Consider the following 23,172-nt stretch of genomic DNA (forward strand, 5'->3'; position numbering starts at 1 on the left):
ATGCAAACACGTACCGATTCACGGCCGCCGGGCGCCGGCCGCTGGGCGATCGCGGCGCTCGCTCTGGGCCTGGCCGCGCCCATGCTCGCCACGGGATTGGCCGGGTTCGGCCTGCGTCCCGCCCTGGCCTTGGCAGTGGCCGTGCTTGCGCTCGCCGCGGCCGGCGCGCCGTTGGCGCGGCGCCTGCCGCGGCAATGGGACACGGCATTCGCGCGCCGGCCGCTGGCCGCGCTATTGCTGGCCGCGATCGCGGTGTTGGCGGTGCTGCGCCTGAGCGGCGTCGCGCTGTACCTGGCCGACGCCGAGCAGGCACAGTTTTCGGCGTTCTGGTTCGATCCGTTCTACATCGGCCACAGTTGCTACTCCGGTTATTGGCAGGCGGCCGAGCTGTCGCGCGAGGGCGCGGCGAATCTGTACGACCCGATGCTCTACAGCGGCTCGATGGGCCGCTTCAAGCTCGACGAATTCCTGTACCTGCCGCAATTCCTGCTGCTGCCGCGGCTGGGCCTGGTCCTGGGCGGCGATTTCTATTCGCTGCGTGCGGTCTGGTTCGCGCTCGAAGGGGCGATCGTGCTGGCCGGCCTGTGGGCGGCGGCGCGCTGGATCGGCGGCGGCGCCGGTCGCCGCGCTTGGTTGTTGATCCCCGCGGTGATGCTGTCGAGCGCGGTGGTGGTGACCCTGCAGGTCGGCAACTTTCAGCTCGCGGCCATCGCCTTGTCGGTGCTGGCGATGATCCAGTTCGAACGCGGGCGCAACATCAGCGGCGGCGCGTTGCTCGGCTTCGCCGCGTTCAAACTGTTCCCGGGCTTGCTCGGCGTGTACCTGCTGGCGCGCCGGCGGTGGGCCGCGGCGGCCTGGACCGGCGCCTTCGCCGCGCTGTACACCGTCGTCGCCTATCTGTGGCTGGGGCCGCAGCCGTTCGAAGCCTTCCTGCACTACCAGGCCCCGCGCATCGCCAACGGCGAGGCGTGGGCCTTCCTCGAGATCGAAGGCCTGGAGTGGGTCAGCGCGATCAATCAGTCGGTGCCGGGCCTGGTGCTGAAGGCCAAGATCCTCGGCGTCGAGGGCCTGAACCGGGCGACGATGGGGGCGGTCGCCTGGATCTGGACCGGCGCCGCGATCGTAATGGCGATCGTCGCCGGCCTGCGCCACGACGCGATGTCGCGGCTGGAGCGCGCCGCGGTGTGGATCGCTCTGCTCGGGCTGGCGGTATTCCGCAGCCCCTTCGTGCCCGACCACAGCGGTTTGTTCGCGCCGATCTGGCTGTGGAGCCTGATCGCCGCGGGCTGCATGCCCAACCTACGCAGCGTCGCGCTGCTCGCCGTGGCCTGGCTGGCCTGCAATGCGGTGTTGCCGGTCGGCGGCCTGCCGCTGCCGGAGGTGCCTGCGCGCATCCTGCTGGCCACCGCGGTGCAGGCGATCGCGATCGGCTTGTGCCTGTGGACGGTGCTGCGCCGTCCCGGCCTGCGCTCGCCCAGCGCGCTTTTCTGGCGCGCCGACGATTCCCAACCACCGGTCTCCGCCGCCATGGACGGCGATGTCCGGGATCTCCCGATTTCTCTGACGATTAAGGCGGAACACTGATGCGTCGCGTTACTTTGTGCACCACCCTGTTGGCGCTGCTCGGCAGCGCGTTCCCGGCGCTGGCCGACGATGTGCTGAACATCCCTCGCGCCGAGCACGCACCGCGTCTGCAGGACTACATCGGCGGCGTGCCGGCCGACGCTGGCGTGGAGGTCAAGGATTTCCGCCAGAACAAGCCCGGCGACGGCGTGCCTTCGTCGCTGGAGACCCGCGCCTATTTGTCCTACGACGATCATCACCTGTACGTGGTGTTCGTATGCAAGGACGATCCCAAGCAGGTGCGCGCGCGCATCGCCCGCCGCGACGCGGTGTTCGGCGACGACGGCGTGCAGCTGATGCTCGACACCTACCGCGACAAGCAGCGCGCCTTCGTGTTCACGGTGAACCCCTACGGCGCGCAGATGGACAGCCGCTACACCGAAGGGCTGGGCTACGACTTCAACTTCGATACCCAGTGGGTGTCCGACGGGCGACTGACCGACGATGGCTACGTCGCGGTGATGCAGATCCCGTTCAAGAGCCTGCGCTTCGAACGCGGCGACATGCAGAACTGGGGCATCGCGATCAACCGCATCATTCCGCGCACTAACGAGTTCGTGTACTGGCCCTACATCACCGAGCGCAAGGAGGGCTTTGTCCAGCAGTTCGCCGCCGCGCGCATCGAGGACGAAATCCAGCCCAGCCGCAATATCCAGCTGATCCCGCACGTCACCTACCGCGACGCCGAGACCCTGGGCGTGGATTCGGCCGGCAAGCCGTCGATGCGCGGCCATCGCCGCAGCGAGGTCGGCGTCGACGCCAAGTTCGTGGTCAAGGACTCGATCGCGGTCGACCTGACCGTCAATCCCGACTTCAGCGAGGTCGAAACCGACGAGCCGCAGGTCATCGTCAACGAGCGCTTCGAGCAGAGCTTCGTCGAGAAGCGGCCGTTCTTCCTCGAGAACAGCGGCATCTTCGGCCTGCCGGTGTCGTTGTTCTACTCGCGCCGGGTGGTCAATCCGCAGTACGGCGCCCGCGTCACCGGCCGGCTCGGCCGCTGGGCCCTGGGCGGACTGCTGATGGACGACGAATCCGCCGGCCTGCTGCTGTCGGGCAAGGATTACGGCAAGACCGGCAAGATCGGCGTGGCCCGCCTGCAGCGCGACGTCGGCGAGCAGTCCAACGTCGGCTTCCTCGCCTCCGACCGCAGCGTCGGCGACCAGTACAACCGCGTGTTCGGCCTGGACTCGCGCATGAAGCTCAACGACAACTGGCTGCTCAACGCCCAGGCGATCAAGAGCAAATCGCGCGAGGAAGGCGACTTCCGCCGCGACGGCGACCTGCTGTTCGCGCAGGCGATCCGCGGCGGCCGCGACTTCACGTTCGACGGCCAGTACATCGACATCTCCGACGATTTCGAAGCCGAGCTCGGCTTCGTGCCGCGCGTGGGCATCAAGCAACTGTACCAGAAGTCGGGCTATCTCAAGCAGTTCCCCGATGCGCCCTGGCTGGTCAACATGGGCCCGACCCTGACCGCCTACCGCACTTGGGACCAGAAGGGCGACACCCAGGACTGGAGCATGGAGCCGGGCTTCGTCGTCAACGGACTGCGCCTGACCAAGATCGAGGGCAACCTGATTCGCGGCTACGAGTACTTCGGCGGCCGCGATTTCTACATGGACGGCTTCAAGCTCGGCGTCAGCAGCGAATGGTTCAAGTGGCTGGGCGGGGAAGTCAGCTACACCCAGCGCGAGACCGTCAACCATCTGCCGGCGCCGGGGCTGGACCCGTTCCTGGCCGACGAACGCCTGTTCAAGCTCAAGTTCACCCTGAGCCCGTTCGCCCAGTTGCGCATCGACCAGTCCTTCATCTGGGACGAGTTGCGCACGCGCCATTCGATCGCCGGGCGGGATTCGGACTCCAAGGTATTTCGCAGCACCCAGTCGTTCACCAAGATCAAGTACCAGTTCAGCCGCTTCTGGGCCGCGCACGTGATCTTCGACTACAAGGCGCTGGATTCGGATACGAATCTGTTCCTGATCCCGCGCGACAAGAAGCTGGTGACCGACCTGTTGGTCAGCTACTCGCCCAACCCCGGCACCGCGTTCTACCTGGGCTATACCGACCAGCAGCAGAACCTGCGCATCAACGAGAACCCGGCCTTCGTCGTCCGCACCCGCGACCTCGACCTGCACAGCGGCAAGCAGCTCTTCATGAAGTTCAGCTACCTGTTCAACTTCTGAGGATGGCGCGCAGGCGCATGGGCGAGGCCGCCGAGTAGCTCCTTACGCATGCATAGGGAGCATCGGTCAGCCCGGCCGGTTTGCCGAACCGGCGTCGTCGCCGCCCCAGGCAGCAGTCGCGACGCGGGCGGGGGCTCGTACTGATGCCGCGGGCTTTCGGCAGTCCGCCAGCCCGAGGAGTTGGCGAGCGCACACGATCATGGATCGGGTAGATCGCATATGGCGTTTCCTGTGGCCGTATCCAGCACACAGGACTCGCCGTAGGCGCAGCAAATCTGCGTACCGCCAAGTTGGCATGTTTCGCCATGCGGAACACAGGCTTTGCACGTTTGCCAGACGCACAGGAGCGGAGGGTTCCCTTGCCCACAGCAGTGCGTGCCAGGTTGGGTGTCGGGAACGCAGGCTTGGTTCAACGCCGCGCATTGCTGCGAAGGAGGTTCTTGCAGCCGCGAACACACTCCGTTAATCGGGGTTAGCCAGGCGTTGCAGCCCGTGTCGCACGGGACCTGGCCTTGGGCGCCGCAATTGCGGCACCAGCCTTGGGCCACTTTCAACGGGTAGTTGCAACGTCCTGCGCATGGCCGCTGGCCATCGGCTCCGCATGGGCGACAGACTCCAGCGGATGGGGCGAGCCCGTGCTGGCAACCTTGTTCGCACGGCGGCTGGCCATTGGCACCGCAACTCACGCAGATTCCGTTGACCGGCCGCGTGCCCGAATTACAGCCGCGGTCGCATGGCATCTGTCCATCCGAGCCACAGCGCCTGCAGAACCCTTGTGCTGGCGACAGGCCTCGATCACACCCGGCATCACAAGGGGGCTGGCCTTCCGCTCCGCAGATATCACAAAGGCCGCTGCGAATCTTCAGGCCCTCGTCGCAACCGGTAATTTCGCAGGGAGGCCTGAGGCGCGCGCCGCAAAGACGGCAGACTCCTTCCGTGGCGCGATCATTAGCGAATTCGCAACTCATGTTGCGTCCGAAGCAGCGGGCCGTGGCTTGCGCCGCATCCGGCGGACAGCAAGGGCCGCCCTCGGCAGTGCCGCAGTGAAAGCAACGATGAGAAGCGATGTCGCAGGCGCCGCCGTCGCACATCTCGCGCATGTTGAACGTGTTGGGCGAAGAGACCCGGCCGTCCGCTGTCCATTTCAAGGCTCGCGTTCCAGGTCCGTCACAACATGCCTGACCCGGGCTGCCGCAGGGCTGCACACAAGTGCCGGTGGCCAGGTCGCAACCCAGTCCGTCGTGGCACGAAACCAAGGGGCCGAACGCGGTGGAAACGGAATCCGGCGCTTTGCAGCACGATTGGCCCACGGCGCCGCAAGCGATCCACAGTCGATCGACGGGCCTGTCGACGATGCGCTGATTGGCTGGCGTTTCGATGATAACGGGAGGATCGATGGGGCTTCCGGTAGTCACCTGATCGGCGGGTGTCTGCGGAGCTACTTGAACGATCGGCTGCTCCCTGACGACCCGATCGGGGCGCGCCGTGAGGATCTGTGTGGGCGCCGACAACGAAGACAGGATCAGGCACAGCACCGCAATGCCTACGATTCTCAGGCGCCCGTGGGGCGGTGACCTTGTTGCCATGATGTCTCCTCCCTGGAAGCCATCAGCTGAGGTCCAATCGGTCAAACGCGGGTCGGCTGACGATGAGGACATGCGATGGCAAGCCTGCGAAGACACGCCGGCGCAGGTGCACGGCGCTGATGCGGGCGGCTTGGGCGGCTTGGTCGCGCTGACGCGGCCCTTAGTTTCGGCGCTTCTCGTTTAGATCGCCCGTAGAAGAGATCCCGTCGTTTCCAGCGGGCGCCACCGCTTTCGCGGGGCTGGTCCGATCAGCGCTTCGCCGGTCGCTCAAGTTCACCCTCAGCCCGTTCGTCCGGATGAAAACCACCCCGTGCTTCATCTGAGACGAGCTACGCACGCCAGTTGCCGGTTCAACTTCCAAGGGCGGAGCGGGCGGGCCCAGGCAAGGAGGCCGCACCTTATATATAGAGCAGGTGCGGCGGCAGGCCCGGCCTCGGGCGGGCCGAGGGGATTCAGCCGCCGGCCGGCCTGGCCGGCGGATACTGCGTGCCTGGCCGGCCCGCGGCCGGCGCGGTCTTCACGGCTTCTTTTGCAAGTGTTTGATATCAAAGCATTTCGGCTCGGCGCCTGCTGGGCCGGCCGGAGCCCCTCCTGCGACGGCGCGCCCGCTTTCTCGTTCCAATCCCGCAACACTGCGGAACTTCCCCCGCCTTTAGCAGTCGTATTAGCCGACTGCTAAGATGACCCCCATGACCGCTATCGCCCAATCCACCGCTCTAGTCGCCAACAACCTGCCTGTGCCCAGCGCGCTCGGTTCGCTGGACGCGTACATCGGCGCCGTGCACCAGATTCCGGTGCTCACCGCCGAAGACGAGCAGGCCCTGGCGCGTCGTTACCGCGAAGAGGAAGACCTCGACGCGGCCCGCGAACTCGTTCACTCGCACCTGCGCTTCGTGGTCCACGTGGCCCGCGGCTACAACGGCTACGGCCTGCAGATCGGCGACCTGATCCAGGAAGGCAACATCGGCCTGATGAAGGCGGTGAAGCGCTTCGACCCGGACCAGGGCGTGCGCCTGGTGTCGTTCGCGGTGCACTGGATCCGCGCCGAGATGCACGAGTTCATCCTCAAGAACTGGCGCATCGTCAAGGTCGCCACGACCAAGGCGCAGCGCAAGCTGTTCTTCAACCTGCGCAAGAGCAAGTCGCGCCTGGGTTGGATGAACGCCGAGGAAGTGCGCCTGGTCGCCAAGGACCTCAACGTCTCCGAGCGCGAAGTGCTGGAGATGGAGTCGCGCCTGTCCGGGCGCGACATCGGCTTCGATGCGCCGTCCGACGAGGACGACGACCACGCGCCGCCGTCGCCGGCCGCTTACCTGCGCGCCGCCGACGAGGACCCGTCGCAGTCCTACGAACGCGAGGACGAAGAGGACAACCAACTGGCCCTGCTGCGCGAAGGCCTGGCCGGTCTGGACGCCCGCTCGCGCGACATCATCAAGCGTCGCTGGCTCGATGCCGACAGCAAGATCACCCTGCAGGAACTGGCCGACGAGTACGGCGTCAGCGCCGAGCGCATCCGCCAGATCGAGGCCAATGCGCTGAAAAAGATGCGCGGCCTGTTCGCGGCCTGATCGCCGCAGCAGATGCAACGATGCGGCAGCGGCCCGGGCGACCGGGCCGTTCGCTTTTGTGCGGCCCGAACGTCGCGGCTGCGCAGCGCAAGCCGCGGATATCGGCGCTCGCGTCGCGGGACTAGCCTGGGGCTTCCATCGTCCTTCGAGGTTTTCGCCGTGATTTCCTACCGCATCGCCGGCTTGTCGCCGCAACCTTTCGCCGCGTTGTTCGCGCTCGACGACGCCCATCTGGTCGCGCACGATATGCGCCGGATGGCCGCCGATTCGCCGCGCGGCTTTCCGTGCCGGGTCTCGTTGACTGACGCGGCGGTCGGCGAAACCGTGCTGCTGCTGACCCACGAACACCAGGCGCAGGGGCCGTACCGCGCCAGCGGCCCGATCTTCGTGCGCGAGGCCGCGCGCCACGCTCAGGTGTATCAGGATCAGTGGCCGCCGGTCCTGTTGACCCGCAATCTGTCGCTGCGCGCTTATGACGCCCAAGGCTGGCTGCGCGAGGCGCGTGTGGTCGACGGCGCGCAAGGCGAACAAGCGGTTCAGGACCTGTTCGCCGATCCGGCGATCGTGCGGGTCGCGGCCCACAACGCGCGGTTCGGTTGCTTCCTGTGCGCGATCGACCGCGCCTGAGCGGGACGCGCGATGCGGCCGCGATGTGCGGACGCCAATCGGCGCCATCCGCAAGGGCGCCCCGCGCGCTCGGCCCACGCAGCATAGGCTGAGAACTGGAAGCGACGTCGCAGGCCCCCGCGCGTACGCTTGCCTGGCCGCGAAAACGGCGGCCAGACTGCGCCGCCGGCTTCGTCCGGAGCCGGCGCACACACCCAATGGAGGGGTACATGCACGCCAAGAAGATGCTGATCGCGGCCGGGTTCGCCGCGCTGATGGCGCTGTCGCACGCGCCGGCGCAGGCCGGCGACGTCAACGCCGCGGTGTTGAGCTGCTACGTCGATACCTTCGCTTTGGACACGTTGCGGCCGAACGTCTGCGTCGCCACCTGGACGCCGAACCGGGCCAATAATCCGACCATCGCCCACTTCGAAGTGACCGGGCTGCCGGCCGGCAACTACGGCTACAGCTGGAGCAACCTGGAAAGCGGCGGACCGGCGCCGGCCTGCGGCAATACGCGCAGCTGCAACGTCCGCATCGCCACCGAGACCAACGGCGACGGCGAAGCGCGCCTGGCGGCGGCGGTGACCGACCTCGACACCGGCGCGGTGCGCACGGTCAGCGCGGTCGCGTACTACTACGACGGCTGGCATTGAGCCGCAGGCTGCGAGGGTGCCGCGCGCGTCCTCGCAGTCGCTTCCGCGCGTAGGCCTCAGGCGATCCAGTCGGGCTGGAAATAGCGGATTCGGCCGTCCGGATTGAGCAGCGGACGGTGATAGCGCGCGCCTTCGAAGTAGTAATGGCTGACCTGGCTGTGGCGAGTGCGCGCCGGATCGACGCGCGGCGACCCGCCGTGCAGCAGGTTGGCGGCCCAGACGAAGGCCTGGCCCTTGCGGATCGTCGCCAGCGCCGGCGCGATCCCGGCGCGTTCGACCACGCGCTCCATGTAGGTTTCGTAGAGCCGGTAGTTGTGCCCGACATCGTGCACCGGCGGGTGGCGGCGCAATTCCCGCCACCAGCGCCGCGGCGAGAGCGGGCCGTCGCGCATCGGCGCGCGTTGTGCGCCGAGATCGGGCTCGGCGAACACGTCGGGCATCTTCGCTTCAGGGAGTTTGTGGCTGCCGGGGTAGTAAACGACGGCACCGTTGTACTCGTCGATGTCTTCCAGGGCCACCCATACGCCGCACATGCGTCCGGCGGGATCGGAGTTGAAGTGGACCGTGTCCGAATGGACCCGTTGCTGGGTGCCGACGCGGAAGTTGAGAGTCTGGAACGGCAGCGGTTTGCGTCCGTGCAGTTCGGCCAGCGTCGCCAGCACGGCCGGCGCGCAGGCGATGGCCTTGACGGCGGGCTCTTGCCGCCAGGCGTCCTGGAGCCGCTCCACCGTGCGCCCGTCTTGATAGAGCAGGCCGTTGCCGACGCGCTCGCGCACGCCGTCGATGAGGTCGGGATCGATTTGCGGGTCGATGACCAGATAGCCCTGGTCGGCGAATTGCTGCTTCTGCTCGGCGGTCAGCACGTGGATGTCCTGGGCGGGAGGCGGCCGCGCGGCGAGCGGCCGGCGCGGAACGCGGGCCATCTTGCCGTGGCCGGTCCGTGACGGCCACCGCCGTTCGGCGGTAACCGTGTCCGGGCCGACGAACGGCAATCCCAACGCGACCCGGAATCCGGCGCGCAGTTCCCCGCGATCCCGTCGTCTGCGTCGCGGTATCCGCGCCGGCAGCTTCCTACACTCGCAGGCGGTGCGGCGCGGCCGCGCCCGCGGGCCGGGGGCCCGACGACACGAACCAATGGAGGGGTTTATGCAGACCAGCAAGACCTGGGTGTTGGGCGCGGCCTTGTCGTTGTTCGCCTTGGCGGCGGCTCCGTCGCCGGCGCGGGCCGGCGACGTCAGCAATGCGGCGGTGAGCTGCTTCGTCGACACCTATGCCTTCGACGTGCCCGAAGTCGGCACCTGCAGTTCGATCTGGCGACCGGGTTCGGCGGACAACCCGAGCACCGCGTTGTTCCAGGTGACCGGCGTCGGCGCGGGCAATTACGCCTATGCCTGGCGCAACCTGGAGAACAACACCGCGCCGGCCGGTTGCGGCAATGCGCCGTACTGTCAGATGACCATCTACACCGATGTCTACGGCGACGGCCAGGCGACGCTGCAGGTGACCATCACCGATCTGGACACCGGCGCGGTGCGGCAGGTGCAGGCGACCGCGTTCTACTACGACGGGTTCACCTGATCGCGCGGCGCGCACCGCGACGCAACGAACGAGGGCGCCACGAGGCGCCCTCGTTCGTTGCCCGTGCGGACCGGGGCGGCGCTCAGGACGGATCGGGCTTGCCGCCGAAAATGATCCGCGCATGGCGTTGGTAGGTGAAGTACGCCCACGACCAGTTGAGCATCACGATCAGGCGGTTGCGGAAGCCGATCAGGAAGAACACGTGCGCGGCCAGCCAGAACGCCCACGCCAGGAAGCCGGAGAAGCGCAGGCCGCGCAAGTCGACCACCGCGGCGCGGCGGCCGATGGTGGCCAGGTTGCCGTAGTCGACGTAGGCGAACGGCGTTGTGGGCTTGCCGCGCATCCGGGCGCGGATGGCGCGGGCGACGTAACTGCCCATCTGCTTGGCCGCCGGCGCCACGCCGGGCACCGGCTGGCCGTTGGCCTGTTTGAGGCTGGCCAGGTCGCCGGCGACGAAGATTTCCGGATGCCCGGGCACGCTGAGATCGGGCTGCACCTGGACTCGGCCGGCGCGGTCGCGCGGCGCATCGAGCAGCGCGCCGAGCGGCGAGGCGGCGACGCCGGCGGCCCACAGCACGGTGCGCGCGGCGATGCGGTCCTCGCCGAGCCGATAGCCTTCGCCGTCGATCGCGCCGACCGGGGTGCCGGTGACGACCTCGACTCCCAGCCGCTGCAACTGCGCGCTGGCCTTGGCCGACAGCGACTCCGGAAAGCTCGCCAGCACCCGCGGCCCGGCTTCGATCAGTCGCACCTTGGCCTGCGCCGGATCGATGCGGCGGAATTCGCGGCGCAGAGTGTGGCGCGCGATCTCGGCCAGGGTGCCGGCCAGTTCGACCCCGGTCGGGCCGCCGCCGACCACGGCGAAGTGCAGCCAGGCCGCGCGTTCGGCTTCGCTCTGCGCGGCCTCGGCGCGTTCGAAGGCGAGCAGCACCCGGCGCCGGATCAGCAGGGCGTCGTCGAGGGTCTTCAGCCCGGGCGCGTTCGGCGCCCACTCGTCGTGGCCGAAGTAGGCGTGGGTGGCGCCGCTGGCGAGCAGCAGGTAGTCGTAGCCGATCGCCTCGCCGTCGGCCAGGCGGACCTGGCGCGCGCCGGCGTCGAGGGCGACGACTTCGCCCAGCCGCACTTCGGCATTGGCCTGCTTGCGCAGGATGTGGCGCAGCGGTGCGGCGATGTCGGGCGCCGACAGGCCGGCGGTGGCGACCTGGTACAGCAGGGGTTGGAACAGATGATGGTTGCGGCGGTCGATCAGGGTGATGCGCACGTCGGCGCTGGCCAGCGCACGCGTCGCCCACAATCCGCCGAACCCGCCGCCAACGATGACGACGTGTTTGCGCGAATCGCTCATGGCCGATGGGTCTCCGTCAGCCGCGCAGGCGCTGCGCGAGCAGGTCTTCCAGCTTGCGCTGGTCGGCGGCGAAACGGCGGATGCCGTCGGCGAGCTTGTCGGTCGCCATGGCATCTTCGTTGTGCTGCCAGCGGAAGGCGGCCTCGTTCAGCGCGGCCTCCGGCGCGGCGCGGGCGCCGTCGTCGACCAGCGCGCGCGGCACTTCGCCCTGGGCGGCGTCGAGTTCGGCCAGCAGTTCCGGCGAGATCGTCAGGCGGTCGCAGCCGGCCAAGGCCAGGATCTGGCCGATGTTGCGGAAGCTGGCGCCCATCACCACCGTGGCGTAGCCGTGGCGCTTGTAGTAGTTCCAGATGCGGGTCACCGACTGCACGCCGGGGTCGTCCTGCGGCGTGGCCGGCTTGGCCGCGCCGTTGGCCAGGTGCCAGTCGAGGATGCGGCCGACGAAGGGCGAGATCAGATAGACCCCGGCCTCGGCGCAGGCGACCGCCTGGGCGAAGGAGAACAGCAGGGTCAGGTTGCAGTGGATGCCTTCGCGTTCGAGTTGCTCGGCCGCGCGGATGCCTTCCCAGGTCGAAGCGATCTTGATCAGCAGGCGTTCGCGGCCGATGCCGGCGCGTTCGTACAGTTCGACGATGCGCCGGGCCTGCGCCAGGGTGGCGTCGGTGTCGAAGCTCAGACGCGCGTCGACTTCGGTCGAGACGCGGCCGGGAATCAGTTTGAGGATCTCGCCGCCGATCGCCACCGCCAGGCGCAGGCCGGCATCGCCGACGCGGGCGGACAGGTCGGCGCCTTCGGCGGCGGCGAGCGCGGAATCGATCAGCGGCGCGTAGGCGGGCAGGGACGCGGCCTTGAGCAGCAGCGAGGGATTGGTGGTGGCGTCGAGCGGACGGAAGCGGGCGATCGCCTCGATGTCGCCGGTGTCGGCGACCACCGCGGACAGCGCGCGCAATTGTTCGAGCTGGGTCATGGGGGATAGGTTTCGTCGTTGGGTTCTCGGCCATTTTCGCCCATCGCGCCGGCGCCGTCATGAGCGCGCCCTGAGCGGTGCGCGGCGGCGGTCGTGCCGCAACCGCGGTTGCGCTAGGCTGGCCGCAGCGGGCCGGCCGACCGGCCGGGCCGGAGGCAGGGAGGAGACGGGGATGGCCGCAGAGGAAAAACGCATCGCGTTGCTGATCGACGCCGACAACGCGCCGGCGGCGAAGATCGAGGCGATCCTGGCCGAGGTGGCCCGCTACGGCGTGGCCAACGTGCGCCGCGCCTACGGCAACTGGAAAAGCCAGAGCCTCAAGGGCTGGGAAGCGGTGCTGCACGAGTACGCGATCCGGCCGATGCAGCAGTTCGCCTACAGCAAGGGCAAGAATGCCTCCGACATGGCCCTGGTGATCGACGCCATGGACCTGCTGTACGCGCGCAACTTGGACGGCTTCGCGATCGTCTCCAGCGACGCCGACTTCACCCCACTGGTGATGCGGCTGTTGACCGAGGGCGCCAAGGTCTACGGCTTCGGCGAGCAGAAGACACCCGAACCGTTCGTCAACGCCTGCTCCAAGTTCACCTATCTGGAAGCGCTGGGCCAGCCGGCCGGCACCGACGCGCCGGCCGACGAGGCGCCGGCCACGCCGCCGCGCAGCGCCGGCGACCTGCGCGGCGACACCCGCCTGGTGCGCATGCTGCGGCGCGCGGTCGATGCGGTCGCCGGCGACGACGGCTGGTCGCACCTGGGCGCGGTCGGGCACCAGATCGGCAATCAGGCTTCGTTCGATTCGCGCAATTACGGCTACCGCAAGCTCAGCGATCTGATCGAGGCCAGCGGTTTGTTCGAGCTGCGCCGCGACAACCAGATCGTGTGGGTGCGCGACAAGCCCAAGGGCAAGGGCGCGGCGAAGCCCGCGCCGGCCCCGGTCGCGGCCGCGCCCGGCAAGCCGCGGCTCAAGGCCAAGTAAACCGCGCCGCGCGCGTGGACGGTGCGCGGCATGGCACAGGCTCAACCCGGTTCAAGGACGACATGAGTAGGGTCACCGTTCCGCCTCCCGCCCGCACCGATCTGCCGACCCGCCGCCAGGCCTTGCTGTTCGTCTGCAAGGCCTGGGGCCTGCGCGCCATCCGGTTCTGGCGCGACGCGCGCGACCCGCAGCGCCCGCGCGCGCATGCGCCGGCGCGCAGCCTGCGCGAGGCGCCGGTGCTGGCCGAGTTCGACGGCGCGCTGTGGCCGCGCGACGAAGCCGATCCCTTGCTGGTCGCCGGCAAGCTGCAGAACCTGCGCGTGGCCTTGCGCCGGCTCGACGGCATCGAGGTGCCGGCCGGAGCGATGTTCGGTTTCTGGAAACAGATCGGTCGCGCGACCCGCGCGCGCGGCTATGTCAGCGGCCGCGAACTGCGGGAGGGCTGCGTGATTCCGGCGATCGGCGGCGGCCTGTGCCAGTTGTCCAACGCCTTGTACGACAGCGCGGTGCGCGCCGGCCTGGAGGTGGTCGAACGGCACCGCCATTCGCGCACGCTGCCGGGTTCGCTGGCCGAGCAGGACCGCGACGCGACCGTGTTCTGGAACTACCTCGACCTGCGCCTGCGTGCGCCGTTCGCCTGGCGTCTGGAAGTCGCGATGGATGCGCAACGGCTACGCTTGCGCATTCGTGCCCTGGCCCGCGCCGAGGCGGCCCTGCCGCTGGCGCCGTCGCCGCGCCGCGCGAATTCGCTGGTCAACGATTGCGGCAGCTGCGGCCAGACCGAATGCCATCGCCATGCCGGGCCGGCCGCGCGCGGCCTGCGCCGGACCTGGTGGATGGAAGAGGCGTGGCCGGAGTTCCGCCGTCACCTGCAGGATCAGCGCGGCGAAGGCGATCGCGTGTTCGGCGCCGGCGGCGCGACGCTGCCGGCGCAGGCCGCGCACCGGCGGATCGCGCAATCGCTGGCCTGGCGGTACCGGCGCCGGCGCGGCCAGGCCTTGCCGCAGGTGCGGCTGGCGCAGCTGCAGGGCCACGCGCGCGATCTGGCGCGGCGATTGCAGGCGCGCGATGTGGAACTGGTGCTGCCGCAGAGTCTGCTGCCGTTCCTGTGGCGCGACGGCGAACTGGCCGGGCGCCGCTATGCGGTGCAGATGACCGCGCTGCCGATGGCGGCGTTGCAGGACGAACTCGACCGCGCGGTGCGGCGCCACCCGCAATGCGCTTCGCTGCGCGATTTCCGCGCCGACCCGCAGCTGATCGAGGACGAGTGGCAGGGCCTGCTCGGCGCGCAGACTTGGCTGAGCCCGCATGCGCAGGTGCTGGAGTTGGCCGGCGCGCGCGCCAACGCTCTGCCTTGGGTGTTGCCGCCGGCGTTGCAGCGCGTGCCGCGCGCGGCGGGCGCGCCGCCGCGGGTGCTGTTCGCCGCGTCGGCGCTGGCGCGCAAAGGCATCCACGAACTGCTCGAAGCGCTGCGCGGGGACGAGGTCGAGATCCTGCTGCCGCCGGGCGACAGCGAGCGCGGTCTCGATCCGGGGCGCGCCCGCCTGCGCCGCGTCGCCGGCTATGCGCAGGGCCTGAGCGAAGCCGATGCGGTGGCCTTGCCGGCCTGGGTCGAGCACCAGCCGCGCGCCTTGCTGAGCGCGATCGCCAGCGGCATTCCGGTGATCGCGACGCCGGCTTGCGGCCTGGGCGAGGCGCTGCGCTGGCGGCGCGTCGAGGCCGGCGATGCCGAGGGACTGCGCCGCGCCGTGCGCGACGCGCTGACCTGAGTCGGGCACGACCCGGCGTTGCCGGCCTGCGCTGCGTGCAGCGTTTCGGCGCGCGGCGCGCGCCGCCGGTCAATACAGATCGGCCGGGTCCACGTCCAACGACCAGCGCACCTTGCGCGTTTCCGGCGCGGCGTGGATCGCCGGCAATGCCGCGTCGAGCGCGGCGTGCAAGGCGCGCCGCTCCGGGGCCGACAGGATCAGCTGCGCGCGCAGGTAGCCGGCGCGGCGCGGCATCGGCGCCGGCACCGGGCCGTTGATCTCCAGCCCGCGCGCGTTGCCGTCGCCGCGGCGCCCGGCGGCGGCGCGCTCGAGCTCGCGCCGGGCCACCGCCAGGAACGCATTGGCCAGTTCGACTTGCTGCGCTTCGGCGCGGATCAGCGCCATGTGCGCGAACGGCGGGAATTCGGCGGCCTCGCGCTGGGCCAGCTCGGTTTCGGCGAACGCGGCATAGCCGCCCGCCAGCAACGTGTGCAGCAGCGGATGGTCGGGGTGGTGGGTCTGCAGCAGCACTTCGCCGGGCTTGTTCGCGCGGCCGGCGCGGCCGGCGACCTGGATCAGCAACTGGGCGAGTTTTTCCGGGGCGCGGAAGTCGGCGCTGAACAAGCCTTCGTCGATGCCGACCACCGCGACCAGGGTCAGGTTGGGCAGGTCGTGGCCCTTGGCCAGCATCTGGGTGCCGACCAGCACGCCCGGCGCGGTGCCGAACTCGGCCAGCAGTTTTTCCAGCGCGTCGCGCTTCTGGGTGCTGCCGCGATCGATGCGCAGCACCGGAAATCCGGACAGGCGCGCGGCCAGCGATTCTTCGATGCGCTCGGTGCCGGCGCCCTGCGACTGCAAGGCCAGGCCGCCGCAGTCCGGGCAGGCATCGGGCGCCGGCCGGCGGGTGCCGCAGTGGTGGCATTGCAGGCGCCGGCCGCCGCCGTGCACGGTCATCGGCGTGCCCTTGAGCGGGGTGCTGCAGCGCGGGCAGTGCGCGCTCCAGCCGCAGTCGTGGCACAGCAGCACCGGCGCATAGCCGCGGCGGTTCTTGAACACCAGCACCTGGCCGCCGGCACGCAGCTCGGCGTGGACGCGTTCGAACAGTTCCGGCGACAGGCCGGCCTCGAGCGGGCGCTTGCGTACGTCGACCACCCGCACCCGCGGCGCCTGCGCCTGGCCGGCGCGGCGCTGCAGGCGCAGATGGCCGTAGCGGCCGGCCTGGGCGTTGCGCAGCGACTCCAGCGACGGCGTCGCGCTGCCGAGCAGCACCGGTACGTCCAGGGCCTTGGCCCGGACCAGGGCGAAGTCGCGGGCGTGGTAGCGGATGCCGTCCTGCTGCTTGAAGCTGGCGTCGTGTTCCTCGTCGATCACGATCAGTCCCGGCTCGGGCAGGGGCAGGAACACCGCCGAGCGGGTGCCGACCGCGACCCGCGCCTCGCCGCGCGCGAACGCGGCCCAGGTGCGCGCGCGCTCGCCATCGCCGAGCCCGGAATGCAGGGCGTGCACCGGCACGCCGAGGCGGGCGCGGAAGCGCGCCAGGGTCTGCGGGGTCAGGCCGATCTCCGGCACCAGCACCAGAGCCTGCTTGCCGCGCGCCAGGCAGTCGGCGATGGCGTGCAGGTAGACCTCGGTCTTGCCGCTGCCGGTGACCCCGTCCAGCAGCAGGGCGTTGAAGCCCTGGGCCGCCAGGACCGCATCGACGGCGGCCTGTTGCTCGTCGTTGAGCGATGGGCCGGGGCGCGGCACCGGTACCTGCGTCGCGGCGGCGACGGCGACGCGTTCGGCATGGCCGCGTTTGGCCAGGCTGCGGGCGGCGTCGCGCCAGCCTTCGAGCAGATTGTCGAGGCGATCTTCGTCGAGCGTGCCGTGATCGTGCAGCAGATCGGCCAGCCGTCGCGGTTTGCCCGCACGCAGGCGCCCGCGCCCGGCGGCGCCGGCTTCGGTCGCGCACCAGGCCCAGGCGTGCGTGTCGGGCAGCGGTTCGCCGTGGCGTAGCGGGCCGGGCAGGGCGGTGGCGAGCACCTCGCCCAGCGGGGCGTGGGTGTAGCGCGCCAGCCAACGCAGCGAGTCGAGCAGTTCGCCCTGCAGCAGCGGCGTTGGGTCGAGCCGGGCCACGGCGGTCTTGAGCGCGGTGCCGTCGCCGTCGAACTCCGGTGCGCCGACTTCGGCCACCACCCCGACCAGCTCGCGGCGTCCGAACGGCACCCGCACTCGGCAGCCGACCCCGTCGTCCACGACCGGTTCGCCGGCCGGCGGCAGGTAGTCGAACAGGCGCGGCAGCGGCAGCGGCAGGGCGACGCGCCAGACGGTCTGAGGCGGCGGAAACGGGGCTTCGGGCATCGGTCCAGTCTAGCGACCGCGCCGGGCCGGCGGCAGGCTCGGCAGTTGCGGGCCATTGCTTCCGGTTACGTGACAAAAATCACGCAAGTGATGGTGTGCCAAGGGGTTTTTCCTTTATCCACACGGTCTGTGGATAAATCTGTGCATGGCGGGCCGGCTGCGGGGTCCCAATGCATGGAAATACAGGGGCGGGTTAGGTTGGTGAAAAAATAGCCATCGATGTTATTTCTTTCAAAATCATTGGCTTAGGTGTGAAACATCGCTGTAATGCGGGTCCCGGTCCAGGCAAAGTGTGGCTTCGTGACGGTTCCATTACTGCTGTGCACAACCGCATTTGGGCCGCAGACCGCGCCGGGCTTCGCGCTGCAACGGATCGGGCGCTTGTCAAGCGTTTTGTGCGCGCGCTGCCTCGCTATGATGCGGCGTATGGTGAAGCTGTTCCGATGAGTTCGAAGTCCCCTGCCGCGGCCCCTGCCGCATCCTCCGCCGGTCCTCGTCCGGGCCCGCCGGCCGCTCTGTCCGCCTTCTTGCGCGGGGTCGAACGGCGCGGCGCCGTGCTGGCGGAACTGCAGGCCGGCGACGCCGCCGCCGGCGACGCCGCGCTGGCGGCGGCGATGGCCCAGTTCCGCCCGATCGCCGCGCAGGCGCCATTGGGCGAGTGGCCGAGCCGGTTCTGGTCGCTGTTGCTGACTCAGCCGCGGCTGCGCCACCGTACCCCGGTGGCGATCGCGGTGGAGGCCACCGACCGCCTGGCCGAGCTCGGCAGCGGCCCCCGCGCGGCGCTGCTGCTGCGCCTGGCCGCGGGGCTGGACGAGAACGACGCCGCCGCCGCCCTTGGCGTGGCCGCGCCGAGCTACCGTCTGGCCCTGCAGCGCGCCCTGCCGCGCCACCCGGACGGCCGCGCCGACCCGCTGGCCTGGCAGCAATTGCGCGAACAGGTCCACCGCCGGATCAAGACCCTGCCGGCGGAGCGCCTGCAGCGCCTGGGACAAGCCCGCGAGGCGGCGCTGCACGACGCGCCCGCGCCGTCCGCGCCGGCCGGCCGCGCCGCGGTCGGCCCGCGTCCGCGTCCGCGCTGGCTCATGCCGCTGCTGTGGAGCGGGCTGGCGCTGTGCGCGCTGGCGTTCGCGGCCACCTTCTGGAGCGACGGCCCGGCCGGGCGTTGGTTGGGCGGTTCGGACCGGATCGAGGTCGAACCGCTGCCGCCGGCGGCAGCGCCGGCCGCGCGCTACCAACGCGAATCCGGCCTGATCGCCCATCGCGATTTCGACCTGCTCGCCGACCCGGCCGGCGAAGCCGCCGCGGCCGAGCTGGCGTTCCACAGCTGGCTGGCAGCGATGGACGCCGGCCGGATCGTGCCGGCCGAACCGACGGCCGTTGCGGCGGCCGACCGCGCCCTGCCGGCGGCGCCGGCCGCCGGTGGGGAAACCCAGGACCTGGAGAGCACCGATGCGCCGTGACCGGTTCCGCAGCGCCCCCCGGCCGGCGCCGGCCTTGGCCTTGGCGATGCTGGCGGCCTTGATCGGCCTGGCCGGCGCCGCCGCGGCCCTGCCGCCCGAGCTGGAGCAGACCCTGGCGCGCTTGCCGGCGCCGGAGCGCGCCCGTCTGCAGGCGCAGGGCGCGCGTTGGGACGGCTGGAACGACGCCCAGCGGCGCGAGTTCGCCCAGCGCGCCGCGCAATGGGAGCAACGCCCGGCCGGCGAACGCGGCGCCGCGCGCGAACGCTATCGGGCCTGGCAAGGCCTGAGCGCCGGCGATCGCGCCGAAGTCCAGGCCGCAGCGGCGCGTTACGCCGCGCTGCCGCCGGATCGGCAACAGGCCCTGCGCGCACGTTTCGATGCGCTCGACGGCAGCGAACGCCGCGGCTGGCTGCTCGGCCCGCAGCTCGGCGCCGACTATCCGGCGCTGCAGCCGTTGCTGGCGCAATTGCCGGCTTCGCAACACGCCGCGCTGCTGGCCGCCCTGCACGGCCTGAGCGCGCCGCAGCGCAAGGAACTGGCGGTGCTGGTCCAGCGCACGCCGCCGCAGGAACGCGCGCGGCTGCGCAGCGAACTGTTGGCGGCGCCGGCGGCGAGCCGCGGCGCCTGGCTGCAGGACGCGCTGCAGCGTTGAAACCGTGATCGGGTCGGCGGCGCTACAGACTGCGACGGTCGCCGTCGCGGGCGCCGGCTAGAGTCGGGGCTTGGTCGGCCGCCGGAGCGTTGCGCATGATCGTCGAATACATCCGTTATCGCCTCGCGGCCGACGCCGCCGAGGCGTTCGAGCGCGACTACGCGCGCGCCGCGCGAGTGCTGGACGCGTCGCCGCATTGCCTGGCCTACGAACTGTCGCGTTGCGTCGACGAACCGGCCTGCTACCTGTTGCGGATCGAATGGGACAGCGCCGACGGTCATCTGCGGGGTTTCCGCAAGAGCGCCGGGTTCGCCGATTTCCTCGCCGCGATCGGCGGCTACATCGGCGCGATCGAGGAGATGCGCCACTACGCCGCGACCGGCGTGGTCGCGCGCAAGCCGGCGCCCTGAGCGCGGCCGCTCAGGCCAGGCGCCGCAGAATCCGTCGGCTGGCGTCGAAGCGTCCGCCGAAGCGGGCGAGGCCGTCGCCGCGCAGGCGCGGCGCATGCTCGCGCAGATAGTCGTCCAGCGCGGCGCGATCGCGCAGGCGGTATTGCACGCACAGGCCGAACCGCCCCGCGGCGGGCGCCGGGTCTTCCACCCGGTGCAATCGCGCGCCGAGGAAGCCGGGCAGGGCGCAGATCTCGTCGATGTGCGCGCGCAGCCAGGCCATGTACTCGGCTTCGATCGCCGCATCGACCTCGAGCGAGACTTCGTACGTTGTCTCGGCCCGGCTTGCGTCGGCCTCGCCCGCGCCGGTGGTGGCGTCCCGGTCCGCCATCACATCCGCACGATCGTGGTCACCGCCAGGGCCATCGCGGCGATGCTCAACATCACGAAGTACAACGAGCCGATCACGGTGTAGCGCACCAGGGTCAGCAGCCAGCCGTTGCCGTACACGCGCTTTTGCATGATCAGCAGGTAGATCGGCATCCACAGCCACAGCAGGCCGATGCCGACGCCGCTGATCACGCCGGCCGCGGGCCAGTGCGTCGCGATCGCACCGCCGAGCAGCGTCAGCACGAACATCGCCAGGAACACTAGGCACAGGTAGGCGTGGCTGTACAGCGCGACCACCAAATGCTCCAGGTAGCCGCGGCCCGAGCCCAGGTAGGCCAGCTTCAGCAGCAGCGCGAACATCGGCACCATCAGGAACAGCGCCGAGGGAACCGCGCCGAGCAGGGTGTTGATGTAGCGCCAGGGCTCTTTGCTGAGCCGGCTGATGTTGGCCTGGCCGATGCCGACCTGGCGGTTGAGCCAGTCGTTGGCGAACTTGGGCAGGTAGGGCGACACCAGGGGATTGCTCTGCGCGTCCCAGGGCTTGCCGTTGAAGCTCAACGGGTCGTGGATGTCGTCGCATTCGGCGTCGCCGTAGCGGTCGCGGTCGGTCTTGCGCGCGGCGCGTCCTTCGCTGACCGCGGCGTGCGCCTTCTGCAAGGTGGCGATGCGGCAGCCGGCTTCGGCGTTGATCCGGCGGATCTGCTTGGCCTGCTCCAAGGCCTGCGGCGAGGCCGGCGCGAGCTTGCCCAGTTGCGCCTGCAACGGCGCGATCTGACGGTCGCGCCATTGCTCGACGTCTCCCAGGGTGTTCATCGCCTGCACCGAGCCGGCGGCGGCAGTGCCGCCTTCGCGCTCGCCCTGCGCCTTCTGGAAGGCGAACTCGGCGTCGTCGATGCCCTGCAGCGCGCGCAGCGCTTCGATGCGCTTGTCGGCCTGGCGCTGCACGCTCTCGATCGATTTGTCGATCGGGCTGCGCGCCGTCTCCGGCACCGCTCGCCGGGCCAGCTGCAGCTCTTTGACCATGCGCGTGCGCAAGGCCTCGACCTCGACCACCGAATCGGCTTCGCGGAACTGCTTCTTGGTGTTGCCCAGCCGCACGGTGGTGCCCTGGACGTCGCCGACGCTGATCAGGCGCTGATCTTCGTCGACGTGGATGGCGAACTTGGCGATGAAGAAGGTCAGCACCGACAGCACCACGAACAGGCGCAGCGGCGGCACGTAGCGCATGCGGTGGCCGCGGATGTAGTTCGCCGCGGCCCGCCCCGGAGACAGCAGATCGCGCAAAGTGCGGAAAATGCGCCCGTCCAGGTGCCAGAACGACTCGAACACTTCTTCCAGGGCGTGGCCGACGTGGCGGATCGGGTTGTGCACCGACTGGCCGCAGGCATGGCAGAACTCGCCGTGCAATTCGGCGTGACAGTTCTCGCAATGGCTGAGATCGCCATGGCCGTGGGCGGTAGCTGCGCTTGCGCTCATGAGTGACGAACGAGGCTCCCCGGCCTTCACTTTCGAGCGGGTAAGATAGCCCTCCGCCGCGACCCGGCGCCAGCGCCCTAGACCGGATGCGCGGCCGCAGTCGTGCTGTTGGGTTCCCCGATGTCCGCGTCATCCCCCTCCGTCTCGCGCTCCGGCCTGCCCGGCGAGATCCGCACCACCGTGGTACTGGCCGCGCCGCTGGTCGCCGGCCATGTCTCGACCGGCCTGATCGGCTTCGTCGACAACACCCTGGCCGGCCACCACGGCACCACCACCCTGGCGTCGGTCACCATCGGCACCGCGCTGTGGTGGCTGCCGATGATGGTGCCGATCGGCACCCTGCTGTCGGTGCCGCCGTCGGTCTCGCAATTGGAAGGCGCCGGCCGCCGCGGCGAGATCGGCGCGCTGTTCCGCCAGGCGATGTGGCTGGCGGCGCTGCTGAGCGTGTTCCTGTTCGCGTTCCTGACCGCGATTCCCTACGCGCTCGGCGCGATGGGCATCGCGCCGGAAATCATTCCCGGCGCGCAGGCCTTCCTGCACGGCATCCGCTGGGGCGTGCCGGCGCTGACCCTGTTCTTCTGCATGCGCTACCTCAGCGAGGGCCTGCACTGGACCTTGCCGACCATGCTGCTCAGCGCCGGCGGCTTGCTGGTGCTGCTGCCGCTGGGCTACGTGCTGACCTTCGGCAAGTTCGGCCTGCCCGAGTTGGGCGCCGGCGGGCTCGGCATCGCCTCGGCGGCGATGCTGTGGACGCAGGCGATCGGTTTCTTCCTGGTCCTGCGGCGGGCGCGCCGTTTCGCCGACCTGGGCCTGTTCGCGCGCTTCGACCGGCCGCATTGGCCGACCATCCGCGGCCTGCTCGCCACCGGCCTGCCGATCGGCGTGACCGTGCTGATGGAAGGCAGCTTGTTCATCGTCACCGCCTTGCTGATCGGCCGCCTCGGCGAGGTCCAGGCCTCGGCGCACCAGATCGCGATCAATCTGTCGGCGTTGTGCTTCATGGTGCCGATGGCGCTGGCCGAGGCGACCACGGTGCGGGTCGGCCATGCGCTGGGCCGCGGCGATGTCGGCGGAGTGCGGCGGGCGATCTGGGCCGGCTATGCGATCGTGATCGGCACCCAGCTCATGTCCGGCATCGTCTTGCTCAGCGCCAACGACGTGCTGGTGAGTTTCTACACCCGCGACGCCGCGGTCGCCGCCCTGGCCGCCTCGCTGCTGTTCTACGCGGCGATGTTCCAGTTTCCGGACGGGATCCAGGTGCTGTCCGCCGGCGCCCTGCGCGGGCTCAAGGACACCCGCATGCCGATGATCCTGGCGGCCCTGGCCTACTGGGGCGTGGGCATGCCGGTCGGCGCCGGGCTCGGCCTGGGCCTGGGCTGGGGCCCGAAGGGCATGTGGATCGGCCTGATCGCCGGCCTGACCGTGGCTGCCGTCCTGCTCGGCCTGCGCCTGCTGCGCTCCAGCGCTCCCGACGCCCTGACCCGCCGCATCGCCGCCGAGCACCCCCACGAGCTGGACCCGCATGAGACGGGGTGCACGTGAAGCCGGGATTGGGGATTCGGGATTGGTTTAAAAGCGGGGATTCGAGATTTGGGATTCGGGATTAGTTTGAGGCCGGGATTCGCCACG

At 70.0% G+C, this 23,172-nt stretch carries 18 protein-coding genes; 12 read left to right on the forward strand and 6 right to left on the reverse strand.

The features are described from left to right. The 5 genes from V2J18_RS01655 to V2J18_RS01675 all read left to right on the forward strand — a co-directional run bounded on the left by V2J18_RS01655 (position 1) and on the right by V2J18_RS01675 (position 8,222). Positions 1-1,584, forward strand: coding sequence for a glycosyltransferase family 87 protein (locus tag V2J18_RS01655; protein WP_336130715.1), 1,584 nt, complete (start codon positions 1-3; stop codon positions 1,582-1,584). Continuing rightward, positions 1,584-3,806 carry a carbohydrate binding family 9 domain-containing protein gene (locus V2J18_RS01660; RefSeq protein ID WP_336130717.1) on the forward strand — a complete coding sequence of 741 codons (2,223 nt, stop codon included), beginning with the start codon at positions 1,584-1,586 and terminating at the stop codon, positions 3,804-3,806. Before V2J18_RS01655 ends, V2J18_RS01660 begins: the two co-directional genes overlap by 1 nt. A 2,275-nt stretch (positions 3,807-6,081) precedes the next feature. Further along, positions 6,082-6,960: an RNA polymerase sigma factor RpoH gene (gene rpoH / locus V2J18_RS01665; protein ID WP_087960663.1), complete on the forward strand. Its 879-nt coding sequence runs from the start codon at positions 6,082-6,084 to the stop codon at positions 6,958-6,960. A 159-nt stretch (positions 6,961-7,119) separates the two neighbouring features. After that, positions 7,120-7,587, forward strand: a complete 468-nt coding sequence (locus V2J18_RS01670) for a DUF1203 domain-containing protein (protein ID WP_336130718.1) — start codon at positions 7,120-7,122, stop codon at positions 7,585-7,587. 209 nt (positions 7,588-7,796) lie between these two features. Continuing rightward, positions 7,797-8,222 (forward strand): hypothetical protein, encoded by a 426-nt coding sequence (locus tag V2J18_RS01675; protein WP_336130720.1) that lies wholly within the window; start codon positions 7,797-7,799, stop codon positions 8,220-8,222. Between the two features lie 56 nt (positions 8,223-8,278). Here the strand turns inward: V2J18_RS01675 and V2J18_RS01680 are convergent, their stop codons facing one another. Then, positions 8,279-9,145: a phytanoyl-CoA dioxygenase family protein gene (locus V2J18_RS01680; protein WP_336130721.1), complete on the reverse strand. Its 867-nt coding sequence runs from the start codon at positions 9,143-9,145 to the stop codon at positions 8,279-8,281. 223 nt (positions 9,146-9,368) lie between these two features. Here V2J18_RS01680 and V2J18_RS01685 point away from each other — a divergent pair, with 223 nt between their 5' ends. Beyond that, on the forward strand, positions 9,369-9,800 hold the full coding sequence (locus V2J18_RS01685) for a hypothetical protein (RefSeq protein WP_064746507.1): 432 nt from the start codon (positions 9,369-9,371) through the stop codon (positions 9,798-9,800). A gap of 82 nt (positions 9,801-9,882) precedes the next feature. Here the strand turns inward: V2J18_RS01685 and V2J18_RS01690 are convergent, their stop codons facing one another. Together V2J18_RS01690 and tal are read right to left on the reverse strand one after the other, a co-directional pair. Then, entirely contained in the window at positions 9,883-11,145 is a 1,263-nt protein-coding gene (locus V2J18_RS01690) for an NAD(P)/FAD-dependent oxidoreductase (protein WP_064746506.1), read from the reverse strand. Positions 11,146-11,161: 16 nt separating this feature from the next. Further along, entirely contained in the window at positions 11,162-12,112 is a 951-nt protein-coding gene (gene tal / locus V2J18_RS01695) for a transaldolase (RefSeq protein ID WP_064746505.1), read from the reverse strand. A gap of 172 nt (positions 12,113-12,284) precedes the next feature. On the opposite strand from tal, the gene V2J18_RS01700 reads away from it, so the two are divergent. Further along, complete coding sequence (locus V2J18_RS01700; protein ID WP_336130722.1) at positions 12,285-13,088, forward strand: NYN domain-containing protein; 804 nt, start codon at positions 12,285-12,287, stop codon at positions 13,086-13,088. Between the two features lie 62 nt (positions 13,089-13,150). Further along, a complete protein-coding gene (locus V2J18_RS01705; RefSeq protein ID WP_336130723.1) occupies positions 13,151-14,857 on the forward strand; it encodes a VanW family protein in 1,707 nt (568 codons plus the stop codon). A gap of 69 nt (positions 14,858-14,926) precedes the next feature. On the opposite strand, the gene V2J18_RS01710 is transcribed toward V2J18_RS01705, so the two are convergent. Continuing rightward, complete coding sequence (locus V2J18_RS01710; RefSeq protein ID WP_064746502.1) at positions 14,927-17,176, reverse strand: primosomal protein N'; 2,250 nt, start codon at positions 17,174-17,176, stop codon at positions 14,927-14,929. A gap of 554 nt (positions 17,177-17,730) precedes the next feature. Here V2J18_RS01710 and V2J18_RS01715 point away from each other — a divergent pair. The 3 genes from V2J18_RS01715 to V2J18_RS01725 all read left to right on the forward strand — a co-directional run bounded on the left by V2J18_RS01715 (position 17,731) and on the right by V2J18_RS01725 (position 19,698). Further along, positions 17,731-18,636, forward strand: coding sequence for a hypothetical protein (locus V2J18_RS01715; protein WP_336130724.1), 906 nt, complete (start codon positions 17,731-17,733; stop codon positions 18,634-18,636). Further along, positions 18,626-19,288: a DUF3106 domain-containing protein gene (locus tag V2J18_RS01720; RefSeq protein ID WP_261370001.1), complete on the forward strand. Its 663-nt coding sequence runs from the start codon at positions 18,626-18,628 to the stop codon at positions 19,286-19,288. Before V2J18_RS01715 ends, V2J18_RS01720 begins: the two co-directional genes overlap by 11 nt. A 95-nt stretch (positions 19,289-19,383) precedes the next feature. Further along, positions 19,384-19,698: an antibiotic biosynthesis monooxygenase family protein gene (locus V2J18_RS01725; protein WP_064746499.1), complete on the forward strand. Its 315-nt coding sequence runs from the start codon at positions 19,384-19,386 to the stop codon at positions 19,696-19,698. A gap of 10 nt (positions 19,699-19,708) precedes the next feature. On the opposite strand, the gene V2J18_RS01730 is transcribed toward V2J18_RS01725, so the two are convergent. Together V2J18_RS01730 and V2J18_RS01735 are read right to left on the reverse strand one after the other, a co-directional pair. Further along, complete coding sequence (locus V2J18_RS01730) at positions 19,709-20,068, reverse strand: DUF4286 family protein (protein ID WP_336130726.1); 360 nt, start codon at positions 20,066-20,068, stop codon at positions 19,709-19,711. After that, positions 20,068-21,543, reverse strand: a complete 1,476-nt coding sequence (locus tag V2J18_RS01735; RefSeq protein ID WP_336130727.1) for a DUF3667 domain-containing protein — start codon at positions 21,541-21,543, stop codon at positions 20,068-20,070. Before V2J18_RS01735 ends, V2J18_RS01730 begins: the two co-directional genes overlap by 1 nt. Before the next feature lie 120 nt (positions 21,544-21,663). Here V2J18_RS01735 and V2J18_RS01740 point away from each other — a divergent pair, with 120 nt between their 5' ends. After that, the gene (locus V2J18_RS01740) at positions 21,664-23,085 is read left to right on the forward strand and encodes an MATE family efflux transporter (RefSeq protein WP_336130728.1); all 1,422 of its coding nucleotides are present in this window, start codon (positions 21,664-21,666) and stop codon (positions 23,083-23,085) included. Positions 23,086-23,172: the final 87 nt, after the last annotated feature.

It is taken from the genome of Lysobacter firmicutimachus (assembly GCF_037027445.1).
Lineage (GTDB): Bacteria > Pseudomonadota > Gammaproteobacteria > Xanthomonadales > Xanthomonadaceae > Lysobacter > Lysobacter firmicutimachus.